The organism is Streptomyces sp. PH10-H1, assembly GCF_030063355.1.
Classification (GTDB): Bacteria; Actinomycetota; Actinomycetes; order Streptomycetales; family Streptomycetaceae; genus Actinacidiphila.
In genome coordinates this window covers 20,522-33,486 of the sequence record NZ_JASISZ010000080.1, presented here as the reverse complement: position 1 = coordinate 33,486, position 12,965 = coordinate 20,522, and the positions used below count along the sequence as shown (strand labels likewise).

The following is a 12,965-nucleotide window of genomic DNA, read 5'->3' as shown; positions in this document are numbered from 1 at the left end:
GAACAACCATGATCACGAACGCCTGCGGGCCCCTTGCGTCCAGGGCACCGGAACCACCACGCCGTCACGCAACGTCACAACCGTGCGTGCCGCCTACGCGATTGCCCGGTTAAATTCGAAGACCCACCAAACCTTCCCATGCGAAATGTTAAGGATTGGTCTCCGTGGGACATCCCTTCTCTGCCCGATGATTCCATCCCGCGCACCACCTACGCGCGGGCCTGCAGTAAGCAGCAGTACTTGGAACGCCAGGACCAGTGGCTGGGGAGGCCATACTCTGCCTATTTCCGTCTGGCGTGGCGAGCTATGATCGATTCCAAGAATACCGAGCGCAGTCTGTTCTCTGCCATCATCCCACCAGGCCCAACTCACGTTCACGCCGTGCACTCACTCGCCCTGGAAGATAACCTCACAACGACACTGAACGCGGGATTCTGGTCGTCGCTGCCCCTAGATTACTTTCTCCGCATCACGGGCCGGTCCCATCTACAGTTTGCCGAGGTGCAGAAGATGCCTGCGGCATTCGCTTCACACCCTCTGGCCGAGCCCCTGCTGCTCCGAACTCTCCGCCTAGCTTGCATCACGGGCGAATTTGCTCCTCTATGGAGCGAACTATTCCGGAGGGAATGGGCTGACCGGGAGAAGTGGGCTGCCATTTGGCCATTGCTCGAAGGGACACTGAGTGCCGGAATCTCTGGAGAGTGGACGCAGCGGACACCTTTGCGTACCGAATATGAGCGACGAGCCGCCCTCGTTGAGTTGGATGCACTCGTCGCCGCTTGGCTAGGGATCACCGCGGACCAGCTAACGGCTATCTACCGATCCCGCTACTCAATTCTTGCCGACCGAGAGGCGGAAATGTGGTTCGACGCAAAAGGTCGGCGCCTTGCACAGGATCCGTATGCATTCGGATATGGTCAGGCGAAGGAGGATTACGCCCATATCCAGTCACATCTCGCCAATCCACACAGGGCGCCAATTCCCGAGGGATACACAGCGCCCTTCTACAAGGCGGATCGTGAGAAAGAGATGCGGGCCGCGCACGCCGTCTTCGTGAAGCAACTCAACGACGCGGTCGCGCGTGGCGAATGGGACCCGGTCAAGCAGGAGGTGCCGAAGCCGTGAGGCCGACGCTGGAGGCGCGGGGGCTCAAGGAGAGCCTGCTGCAGTATCTGTCGACTACGTACGCGCTCACGGATGAGGGTGCGCGTGAGGCGCTGCACCGGTTCCTGGGTGATGAGACGTCGGGGATGTTCCGGGGACCGTACTTGCGGATCCGGACGCCGTTTACGGTGGCCGGCGAGGAGTGGCGGCAGCATTTGGATTGGGAGCGCGAGGGGTTCACCCCATACGCGCACCAGGCCGTGGCCTTCGGGCGGCTGACGTCGGCGAACGGGCATGTGCCGCAGCCGACGCTGGTAACGACGGGGACGGGCTCGGGTAAGACGGAGGCGTTCCTGTATCCGGTGCTGGATCACTGTCTCCGCGAGCGGGAGGCGGGAAAGACCGGTATCAAGGCGGTGCTCCTGTACCCGATGAACGCCCTCGCTACCGACCAAGCGCAGCGCATCAACGAGCTGATCACGGAGAACGATGCGCTGAACAAGCTTTCCGCCGGGCTGTACATCGGTGACAAGGCGGCCATGAAGTACGACAACGTTCGTACGCGCCGCTCAGACATGCAGCTCTCGCCGCCGGACATCTTGATCACAAACTACAAGATGATGGATCTGTTGCTGCAGCGTGCGGATGATGCTCCGCTGTGGCGTGGGTCGGACATCCGGTATGTGGTGGTGGATGAGTTCCACACCTATGACGGTGCACAGGGCACGGACGTGGCGATGCTGCTGCGGCGGCTCGCGGCCGCGGTGGGTGCGTCCGAGGAGGGGCGTCCGCTGGGTTCGATCTGTCCAGTGGCGACATCGGCGACGCTCGCGTCTGGGACTGATGCCGACGGAGTGGCCCAGCTGCTCGAGGTTGCGACGCAGGTCTTCGGTACGGAATTCACGGCGGAGTCTATCGTCGGGGAGAACCGGCTGTCGGTGGAGGAGTTCATCCCGCTGGCGGACGTGCGGATGCAGGGGCTGCCGACGCCGGACGAGCTGCTAGCGCTGCCCGATCCCGCGACGAGCGATGAGGCGATGCTGGACCTCATCGAGTCGGTTACCGGGGTCCGCAACGACGACCCCCTCGTATTGGGCGAGAACCTGAAGCGGCACCTGTTCACCCGTGCGGTGATGCAGGCACTGGACGGTGAGGTGAAGACCGGCGCCGAGGTGCTGGACGTCATGTGGCGTGCAGGTGCGGCCGGTTGGGCGGAGGCGGTGGCCCGGCAGCCAGAGAAGGCCGCTGAGGCGCTCGCCCGGTTCGTGGCGCTGTTGTCGTACGCGCGTGACCCGAAGTCGCCGGTGGGAGAGCCGCCGCGGCCGTTCGTGCATGTCGAGGTGCACCAGTGGGCCCGGTCGGTCTCGCGGCTGCTGCGCGGCGTACTGCCGTGGCCCAAGGCGGAGTTCCGCTGGGATGTGGCCGGTGCGGCCGATGCCAGTGCGGGAAGTGGGAACCGTTCGGCGCCGGTGACGACAGCCACGTCGGGGCAGAGCGCGAATCTGTTTCTGCCGGCGGTCTACTGCCGGGATTGCGGGCGGTCGGGCTGGGCGGTGTTCTCGCCGGAGAGCGACGACCACGAGGTCCAATTCGACACATACAAGATCCGTCGTGCCTCGTTGGGTCAGGACAAGGCCCGGGTGCGGAACCTGGTCTCGGCGACCGAGCGGGAGGCGCGCGAGGGTTCCGGGGCCGCGGTACTGCCGGCCAGCGGCCGGGGCGGTAAGGGGGCCGCAGCAGCGCTGCAGAGTGCGGGCGGTCTGCTGATGGTGCTGGACGGTGCCCGCAAGCGGTTGCGGCTGCCCGATCCGCTCAACGACTACGACAAGGAGTCCAAGGAGCCCCGGCTGACGGCCCGCGATTCGGCGTTCGTCCTGGTCAATTTCGGGGATACGGCGAATACGGCGGCGAAAGAGGACTGGTGCCCGGCGTGCGGGGAGCGCAACGCGGTCCGCTATCTGGGCACTGGAGCCGCTGCGATGACGGCGGCATCGATCACCCAGTTGTTCACGGGCGGGGAGCTCGACAAAGAGCGGCACGAAGACAAGACGCTGATGTTCAACGACTCGGTGCAGGATGCCGCGCACCGGGCCGGGTTCGTCGCGAACCGTTCGTACACTTTCTCGTTGCGCGCCCTGCTGGCGAAGCACCTGCGCAGCGACGTGCCCACAGCTCTGAACGACTTGATCGCCAACGTGGTCGAAGCCACGACCGACAAGGACACACTGGCCGCGGTGGTGCCGCCGGATCTGCACGGCTTCAAGGGCGTGGACCGGCTGCTGTCCGGGCAGGGGCGCGGCGGGGATCTGCCGACATGGCGACTGATCGGTCAGCGCCTGGCGTTCGAAGCGCTGATGGAGTTCGGGTTCCGCTCCCGCAACGGGCGCACCCTGGAACTGACCCGGACCGCAGCCGCGCAGGTACGCATCGCGGATCCGGAGGCCGTGGTGGCTCTGGTCAAGCGGATTCACGAGGAGTTCGAGCGCGCTGATCTGCCCCTTCAGCCGCAGGACGACGCACGTTATCTGGCGTTCTTGCGGGTGTTCTTGGAGCGCCTGCGTACACGGGGCGCGATCGCACACCAGTGGTTGGACAAGTACGTCGATGAGGCGGGCACCAGCCGGTACTTCATCTGGGGCAAGCGCGCGCCCGGCATGCGTGCATTCCCCAAGCGGGTCGCGGCGCCGGTGTTCCTGCTCAGCTCGCCCAAGAACGGCAGCGAGTTCGACTTCGCGACGGGCCGGCTATCCTGGTATGAGCGGTGGGCCGGGCGCTGCCTGGGGCTGTCGCGCGAGGTGTCACCGGAGTTCTGGAGCCGCCTCCTGCCGGAACTGGCCGCCATCGGGCTGCTGTCGTCTCGAACGCCGAACGACACCTCAGTACGGGTCTACGGGCTCAAGCCGGGCAACATCGAAGCGCTGCTCCTGGACGACGAACAGGTCCGGCACGCGTATGTGCGCTGCCCGGTGTGCTTCTGGGAACAGACGGTCCACCCCTCCCTTCTCGATCAGTGGCACGATCAGCCCTGCCCCTCATACCGCTGCCGCAGAGGCCGTCTGGTGGCCGGGGACCGGCCCGAGCGGCTGGGAGTGCACCACCGCGACCGTGACTACACCCTCGACTACTACCGACACCTGTACCGGAAGGCCGGGACGTACCAGGTGGTGACCGCCGAGCACACCGGCATGCTCACGCGCGCGCAGCGCGAGAAGGTGGAGGAGGCGTTCAAGCGGCGTACGGGCTTCAAGGACCCCAATGTCCTCTCCTGCACGCCGACGCTGGAGATGGGCATCGACATCGGTGACCTGTCCGCGGTGGTGCTGGCCGCGCTGCCGCGCCGGCCGGCCAGTTACGCCCAGCAGGTCGGGCGGGCCGGACGCCGGACCGGCAATGCGTTCTTGCTGACGATTCCTGATCGTCGACGGCGTGACCTGTATTTCCTGGAGCGCCCCAAGGATCTGATCGCTGGCACGATCGTGCCCCCGGGATGCCATCTTTCAGCGGTGGAGATCCTTCGCCGCCAGTACCTGGCGCACCTGTTGGACCTCGCAGCTGCCAGCCGGCTGATCCGCGGTGACGGCATCGTGCTGCGCGCCCTGCCGACTAAGGCACCCGCTCTGTTCGGTCCGTCCGGCTACCTGATCGATTTGGTGGAAGTGGCCATCGCCCAGGGGGAAGAGCTCGCCAAGGGCTTCCTGGAGATGTTCCCTACCGGCGTCAACGACCGGGCCAAGGAAGACCTGCGCAAGTACGCGATGCACGAGCTGCGCGGCACGGTGGAAGAGGCCGAGCGGGAGTGGCGCCGCGTCGAACAGGCTCTGCGGGCCCGGCTGGCTCAGATCGACGAGGCCCACGACGAGCTGCACGATTCCGACCCTGACCAGGCGCGGCAGAAGGACGAACTGGATGCCGAGCGGCGTGGCGTGGGCCGGCGCCTGCTCAATCTGGGTGATACGGCCGCCCAGAGCGCTCTGTGTGACTTGGGGCTGCTGCCGAACTACGCGCTGATCGACTCGGTCACCACGCTGTCGGCGACGCTGTACGGCGAGGATGGGATCGACGCGAAGACGGGGAGGGCGAAGTTCGCTTCCACCACCGACTCCTACGACCGCCCGCGCCGTTACGCACTTTCGGAGCTGGCCCCGGGCAACTCCTTCTATGTCAACGGCTACCGGCACGAGATCACCGGCCTAGAGATCGCCACCGGCGGCCGGCAGGAATGGCGCACCTGGCGGGTGTGCCCGGGCTGTGGTTTTGTGCGGACCGAGAACGCGGCGGAGGACCGGTCGTCGTGCCCGCGCTGCAAGAGCGCCCACATCGCCGACGACGGTTCCTGCCTGTTCCAGATCGTGGAGCCAGCCACCGTGACCTCACGTGACAAGCGCCAGGACGCCCGGATCCGCGACGACAAGGACGACCGCGATCGCCGCCACTACACCGTCGTGGACGCGGTCGACATCCCTGTGGGCGAGATCGAGCCCGGCTCGTGGCGGCACACGAAGCAGACATTCGGCGTCGACTACTGCCGCAGCGCCATGATCCGCCGAATCAATGTGGGGCCGGTCCGCTACGACGCCCCGGCCCGCGACGACTTCGCCGGACACCTGGTGCGGCTCAACCCGTTCCATGTGTGCACCGCCTGCGGAGCAGCCAGCGCGGACGGCAAACCGGTCTTCGACCACGACACCGACGCTCTCGACTCCGCCGCCGCCCGCAGCCCACAGCTCAAACACCACCGCCCCTGGTGCCCGCTACGACGCGGCAAGCGGGAGGACGCCACCCAGGAGCCCGTGCTGCTGGCCCACACGTTGAAGACCGAGGCTCTGCGAGTGCTGATCCCGGCCGCCACCGCGGACGTGGACGCCAAGGTGCACTCCTTCCGTGCCGCATTGCGGCTCGGTGTGGACCTGCACTTCGGCGGCGACCCGCAGCACCTGGACACCACGGTGGCCTCCATGCCGGATGCCGAGAGCGGAGAGCGTCGCTGGTTCCTGGTGCTCTTCGACTCCCTGCCCGGCGGCACCGGCTATCTGGACCGGCTGACCGATCCCATCGCCTTCCGCGACACCCTCGCAGCCGCGTACGAGATGCTCAAAGAGTGCCCATGCGCCGAGGAACAGCGCCGGGCCTGCCACCGGTGTCTGCACCGCTACACCCCCGAGCGCTTCCAAGACATCGTCTCGCGCCAGTCAGCCCTGACCATGCTGGAGTCGCTGCTGTTCACGGCAGACGGTGCGGATGGCTGGGATACCGATGAGGTCGAGCACACCGGGCTGGTCGGGCTGGATGCCCAGGTCGAATCCGACCTGGAGGCACGCTTCCTGGCTGCCCTGCGCGACTGGGTGAAGGTCACTGACGACGCCGCCCTGGACGAGGACGGCCACGCCAGCGGACATCTTCGCTTCACCGCCGGTTCCGACGTCACGCACTGGAGGCTCACAGCCCAGCAGCAACTCCAGGGCACCCGGACAGACTTCACCTTCACCCGGGTCGACGGCCCGGCCCAGAGCGTCAAGGTCTACCTCGAAGGATTCCGCTTCCACGCCAGCCGCGAACACAACCGCATCGCCCACGACGCGGCTCAGCGCACCAAGCTGCGGGCCGAAGGGGAGATCGTCTTCCAGGTCACCTGGGCGGACATCGACCTGTTCGAGAAGCGCCCCACCCGGACCAAGCCCGTCTGGCCGCCCTACCGCGGGACGGCACAAGAACAGGCCAAGGCCGCCTACGAGCAATACGGCGGGCAGCGCGCCCACTTCGCGAACGCGGTCTTCGCCAACCCCATCGACACGCTCATCGCCTACCTACGCGATCCCGATGCCGACCGCTGGGCCCGCCGCTCCCGCGCCCTGGTCACCGGCCTGCTCAGCACCGCCGGGACCACGCCCCTCGCCGCTACCGGGCGCCGCAGCGAACTGGTCGCTGCGCTCCGCAGCCAGCTAGCCACCTTCAACAGCAATACACGTCAGGATAAGCCGGTCGTACCCGATGCCACCGGCATCGGGCCCGTCCACGTCTTCCGGGCCCAGGACGAGAACGGACTGCCGATCCTCGTCACCCTGGATGCCGCCGACCCCGAAAACCCGCGGTGGAGCGCACTCACCGTCCTCGACGATAGCGATGCCGTCCTGGAGAGCGACGAGCACAAGCTGCGCTGGCGGTCCTGGCTGTACTGGAGCAACCTCACCCAGTTCCTGTCCCTGGCCGGCGGCGACGGCGTCCAGCTCGCAGCCAGCCGCGCCGCCGACTTCGAAGTCGAAGTCCTCGCCGTTTGCGGCGGCCTCGGTGAGCTCGACTCCCTAGTCGGTGCCCCCGTACCGGTGACCGACGTAGCCGAGTCCGCCGCGCCTGCAGGAGCGATCCATCCGGTCGACCCGAATCCGGACCATGACTCGACCGCCGAGGCCGCCGTCATCCAAATGCTCCGAGACGCCGCCTGGGACGAGGACATCCTGGAAATACTGCGAGAGGAGCCCGACGAGGCCCCCGACCTCCTGCGCCTCGCCGAAACCCTCGCCGACCGAGGCAAGCAGGCACCGGTCTTCGGATTCGAACTTGGCACAAGCCGCTGGCAGGCCGAATTCGCCTGGCAATCCCCCGGACTCAAGATCGCTGTCGTGACCGCCCACCAGGACCAGGACGACCCCGAGGCTCAGCGACGCGACACCGCCTACGCCGACGACGGCTGGCAGGTCCGCACAGCCGGCGAATGGCTCACTCGCCTCGACGAACTGCTTGATCAGCTCCCCGACACGGAAGGCACCCCCCGATGACCGCCCGGCTCAGCCTGTACCGCAAGGCCGAACAGGAGCTGTACAAGCTCGACCGCTCGGTCAAAGCCCAGTTCTACGACTTCTGCCACATCTTCCGGACCAACCCCGACCAGCCGGGCCTGAAGAAGCGGAAACTCAAGGGCGACTCCCGTATCTGGTCTGCCCGGGTCAACCAGTCGTACCGTGCCCTGCTCACCCCTACTGGGGTCGACGCGGACGGCACGGAGAACTGGCTGGTCATCGCCGTCCGCCACCGTCGCGATGTCTACGAAGAGCTCCAGGTCGCCGTCAACCGTGTCACCGGCGAGATCGAGTTCGTCGACCTCGCCGTTGTCGGCGACAGTGCCCTGCGCCGTGCCGGCATCACCCTCACCCCTGCAGAACCCGAAGAGACCGCGCCGGCTGCCGTACCCGAGCCTGCCCCGGTCCAGTACGAAGCCGAACCCAAGGCGGCACCCGCCCTGCTCGCCGCCTACGATGCGGGTCAGCTGCGCGACCTCGGTGTCGCCGACCAACTCGTCGACCTCGCTCTCACCGTCACCGAGAGCTCTGAACTCGACCAGCTCCTTGAGGGCGCCCCTCTGCTGTCCAAGGACGTCCTGTACGGCCTCGCCGCCGGCATGGACATCGATGAGGTCCGCCAGGAGATCACCAAGCCGGTCGAACTCGGGCAGCAGCCCGACCTCGACGACTTCGCCGCCGCCGCGACCCGCACCAAGGTCACCGCGGTTGACGACGACGTCCAGGCGGCGATCGACGAAGGCGACTTCCGCGCTTGGAAGGTCTTCCTGCATCGCACCCAGGAACGCATCGTGCAGCGCCACTACAACGGTCCCGCCCGCGTCTCCGGCGGGCCCGGCACTGGCAAGACCATCGTCGCTCTCCACCGGGTCAAGCACCTCGCCCAGCAGCTGCCCCCTGGGCACAACAAGCCAATTCTGCTTACGACCTTCACCAAGAACCTCACCACCGACCTCCGCCTGCGCCTGGCCTCGCTCATTGAGCCCGAACTCCTCGCTCGGGTCGAAATCGCCCACATCGACCAGCTCGCCGCCCGCGTCCTGGGCGAGAACACCGCCCCCGGACGCGGCAAGCAACGCGTCTACGATCATGTGGCCGTGAACGAGATGCGACAGCTCCTGGCCGAACTCGACGACCGCCGCTGGGAGCCGGAGTTCCTCATCGAGGAATGGGAACAGGTCGTCCTCGGCCAGTCCGTCCCCACCCGCTCCGCCTACTTCCAAGCCCGCCGTGCCGGCCGGGGACGGGCACTGACCCGCCCCGAGCGCAACCACATCTGGAAACTCCTCGAGCAGTTCACCGCCCGTCTCGACAAGCTTGGCGTCGAAACCTGGGGCCAAGCCTCCGAGCGCGCCGCCCGCTTCGAGATCGAACGCGCCGCGAAGATCAAGGCCCGCCGGGAGTACAAGGCCGAGATCGGCGGCAAGGACCTGATCCATCGCGATAACAGCTCCGGTATGCGCTACCTGGGCTACCGGTACCAGCACATCGTGGTCGACGAGGGCCAGGATCTCCGTCCCGCCCACTGGAAGATGCTGCGTGCCATGGCCGACCCCGACCTCGCCAACGACATGTTCATCGCAGGCGACACCCATCAGCGCATCTACGACCACCAGGTCAGCCTCGGCGCCCTCGGCATCAACATCCGCGGCCGCTCCTCCCGCCTGACCTTGAGCTACCGCACAACCAAGGAAATCCTCGTCCAAGCAATGCGCGTCGTCGACGATAGGAAGGCCACCTACGACGACCTCGACGACGGTACCGACAATCTCGCCGGCTACCGCTCCGTCCTCCATGGCCCCGATCCCACCTTCGTCCCGTACCGCACCTGGGACGACGAACTCGCTGGCCTCGCTGCCACCCTGGCCATCTGGCGCGACGACTTGTCCACGAACGAGAACGGTGCTCCCAGCGACCCCGGCGGCCGCATCGCCGTCTGTGTCGCCGACCGCGACATGGTCAGTCAGGCCATGTACTACCTGGTCACCAAGGCCGGCATCACCTGCGCCGAGCTCACCAAGGACGGCCCCAAAGGTGACGGCGAAGTCCACGTCGGGACCATGCACCGCTTCAAGGGACTCGAGTACCAGCGCCTCGCCATCGTCGGTGCCAGCGACGGCATCATCCCGCAGACAAGCCGAATCGAGCGCTACCGCACCGACGACCCGCCACGCTATGAGCGCGAGCAGCGCAAGGCCCGGTCCCTGCTGTTCGTCGCCACGACCCGAGCCCGCGACGCCCTGAACATCAGCTGGCACGACAAGCCCAGCCCGTACCTGCCGATCTGATGCCGCTACCGGCCCCGCTGCCGTACCCGGGCCAGTCTCGCTCTGACAAGAGACTGCCCGGATTCACGAGCGGGGCCGCCGCGCATGCCGATCAACCGTGCGACAAGGAACTCGCTTCGTACCTCAGCTGGTAGGCCCGGACCCCGCTGCCGTTCATCCGGTAGATCGTGATCGCCGACAAGAATTGCTCCTTGACCTCCAAAGTGCGTCGGCGCTCTTTGTCAGCGATCCCGCTGATCCACCTCTCGATGTGCTCCGGCAACTTGAATGCCAGCTCGTATGCTCCCTCGTCGCCCACAGGTGAAACTGTCCATTCCGCCGCGCCGCCGTGACCACGTCGCCGGATGCGCACCGTATGGGCCGGCTGTGCCTCCGCATACGCCAAGAACTGCTTGTGATCGTTCGCGGCAAGCGGAAGGATGAAGGGCGCCGCTGGGAAGCCGAGCAGGAGTTCCGTATCACTGTGCTGGCGCAGCACATCAATGAACGGTGCGATCGCCGCATCAGCAGCCTGCTTGAACTTCCCCTCACGGACCGCCGTCGAAGGCAGCAGGTTCACCGGCGACGTGCCCAGCGCGTCGCGAAGTTCCCTGCGCAGCCACGCCATTGGGAAGGGCTCGGAGTCCGGCAGGTACTTCTGCGCCTCGAACAAGGACCACGCAGTACTCCCGATAACGCCAAGCAGCCACGAGAAAGAGGCACCGGACAGGTCAACCAGGGAAATCTGGTGAGCGAGCGCGTACTTCTGCGCCTCCGATGTGAAGCCGTTCGCAGAGAACAGAGCGTAGGAATACTGGTAACGCTGCCGGGGCCGGGTACCGGGGTGAGTCATGAAGTTTTCGTTCACATCATGCAGCACCCCATGTCCGTTGCGGACGACTTCAATTCCGCATGGCTTCTGATAGAACTTGGCTTCCAGGAACAGCCGGACCGGCATCGAGAACGCTGGGGTGAAGGCGAACTCCCCCAGCACATCGACCTGGTGGAGAGCCCCTCGTCCGCGGACCCGCAGCGTGTCGCCGTGGGACACCAGTTCCTCCGGGTCCTGGTCCTCGTGGACCAGGAGGCGGTACCCGCTGAAACGCAACAACCAAGCCAACGACTCCTCGAGCAGATAGCCCCTCAATGCCGAATCCTTGGCCTTAGCCACTCCCTGCCCCTCCCAGTGAAGCTGCTGTGACGCGCTCGATCACGATCATCTCACCCAGGCGCGCCAGTCCGTCTGCGGTGTCAACGACCCTGTGGACATCAACGTCGCACGCCAGGCCAATCAGAGCCCGCGCTCACCCTGGTCAGGATCTGCCCTGATGTGGGCATCCGCGGCCGACGAAGGGCACACCTCCCCCATCAGAACGTCCAGTTCCTCCGTTCGGCCAGCCATCGCAGCGTGACCTCGCCGCACCATGTCTGGTGCTGGCGAATGTACGGAGACCAGTCTGCTGACGGCTTCGCGCCGGAAGCCAAGAAGAAGCCCGAGAGCGCAGCCAAGGCCGCATCAAGCTGCTCGTCGGTGACTCCACTGGCGGTGGGGTGTGAAGCGAACAGTCCTGTGGCGTCGTGGCCGTCGGCGTGTGCTGTGGCCAGGAGCAGCACAAGGTCGAACCAGCTCGCTGCGAGGCACGGCCAGTTCCAGTCGCAGATCCAGGCAGCGCCTCCCGTGTCGATCAGGACGTTGTCCTGACGTAGATCATGGTGGAGGACAGCATCGCCGGCCACGGCTTGTCGCCAGTGGGATTCCAGTTCGGCCAGGGCATCGAGCCTGTCGGTGGGTACCCATTCCGGCAGGATGCTCGGGCTGGTGGCGCCGCCGGTAAGGTCACGCCAGTCCGCGAAGTCGCTGCCGTCACCGATCGGCTTTAGCCCGACCTTTTGGAGTGTCGCCGAGGGCGTGGAGAGCGCCTCGGCCTTGATCGTGCAGGCGTCGAGGGTCGAGGCAAGCTCGTCAGGCTTCCAGGGCGCGGCAGGCATGCGTCCTCCCTCGATCGCGTCGAAGCCAAGGACGATCCATCCGTCTTCCGTCTCCTCGGTCCACCGCAGGCGGGGTGCCGGAACCTCGATCGGCAGGGCCTGGTTGATCAACCCCTCGCGCTGGTAGCAGTCGGCGATCACCGCGTTCTCGTTGGCGTTGACCGCCTTGACGAACTCGGGCTCGCCAGCTCCACGGAGCACGGCGGCGAAGCCGCTGGTGAACCCGCTTCCGGCGCTCGGCCCTGCGTCCACTACACCACCCAGGCGCCGGGAGATGAGTCGACGGATGCCCTGGGGGAGGTCGTCCCAGCATGGGCGTACGGCCGTGGAGCTGTACTGGAGGCGCGGAGTGTTGATGTTCGGCATCCCCTCACAGTGGAGGAAGTGATTGCCCCTGCGCGACGGATTTCTCGTACGGGGCTGGGCTGATCCATCCGGTGGTGGCCACTACCTGGCCCGCGATGTCCACGACGGACCGGCTGTCGGTCGCTACCGGCACCGCGAGAGGGCCCTCGATTCAGAGCTACGAGGCTGGTGGTTGATGCTGGGCCGCAGCATCGGTCCGGTGAGTTCTGATGGAGCTTGTAGGCCATCCAGCAGTTGAATGATCTTGTCGATGTTGGTCAGTTTGCGGGCTCCGGTCTCGAGCATCGACAGGAAGGCTTGGCTTAAGCCGGTGATTGTGGCTATGTCGTCTTGGCGGATCCCACCGTGCTGTCTGATCATCTGGCACATGCGCCCGAATTCGCGGTTGACCAAGGCTTGCCGGACATCGGGTAACTGCCAGATATCCGTGGGGATGCTGCACGCG

At 66.2% G+C, this 12,965-nt stretch carries 6 protein-coding genes; 3 read left to right on the top strand and 3 right to left on the bottom strand.

Annotated elements, in window-relative coordinates; translation table 11 throughout:
* Positions 1–306 precede the first annotated feature (306 nt).
* Genes QMK24_RS33655 through QMK24_RS33645 form a run of 3 tightly spaced genes read left to right on the top strand, consistent with a single transcriptional unit; the run spans position 307 to position 10,186 of the window.
* The gene (locus QMK24_RS33655; RefSeq protein WP_283470669.1) at positions 307–1,125 is read left to right on the top strand and encodes a hypothetical protein; all 819 of its coding nucleotides are present in this window, start codon (positions 307–309) and stop codon (positions 1,123–1,125) included.
* Positions 1,122–7,877: a DEAD/DEAH box helicase gene (locus QMK24_RS33650; RefSeq protein WP_283470668.1), complete on the top strand. Its 6,756-nt coding sequence runs from the start codon at positions 1,122–1,124 to the stop codon at positions 7,875–7,877. Before QMK24_RS33655 ends, QMK24_RS33650 begins: the two co-directional genes overlap by 4 nt.
* Positions 7,874–10,186: a UvrD-helicase domain-containing protein gene (locus QMK24_RS33645; RefSeq protein ID WP_138357956.1), complete on the top strand. Its 2,313-nt coding sequence runs from the start codon at positions 7,874–7,876 to the stop codon at positions 10,184–10,186. The genes QMK24_RS33650 and QMK24_RS33645 overlap by 4 nt, the downstream gene beginning before the upstream one ends.
* 91 nt (positions 10,187–10,277) lie before the next feature.
* On the opposite strand, the gene QMK24_RS33640 is transcribed toward QMK24_RS33645, so the two are convergent.
* The 3 genes from QMK24_RS33640 to QMK24_RS33630 all read right to left on the bottom strand — a co-directional run bounded on the left by QMK24_RS33640 (position 10,278) and on the right by QMK24_RS33630 (position 12,880).
* A complete protein-coding gene (locus QMK24_RS33640; RefSeq protein ID WP_283470667.1) occupies positions 10,278–11,336 on the bottom strand; it encodes a PDDEXK family nuclease in 1,059 nt (352 codons plus the stop codon).
* A gap of 197 nt (positions 11,337–11,533) precedes the next feature.
* The gene (locus QMK24_RS33635; protein ID WP_283470666.1) at positions 11,534–12,520 is read right to left on the bottom strand and encodes a phosphotransferase; all 987 of its coding nucleotides are present in this window, start codon (positions 12,518–12,520) and stop codon (positions 11,534–11,536) included.
* Between the two features lie 123 nt (positions 12,521–12,643).
* A complete protein-coding gene (locus QMK24_RS33630; RefSeq protein ID WP_283470671.1) occupies positions 12,644–12,880 on the bottom strand; it encodes a helix-turn-helix domain-containing protein in 237 nt (78 codons plus the stop codon).
* Positions 12,881–12,965 lie beyond the last annotated feature (85 nt).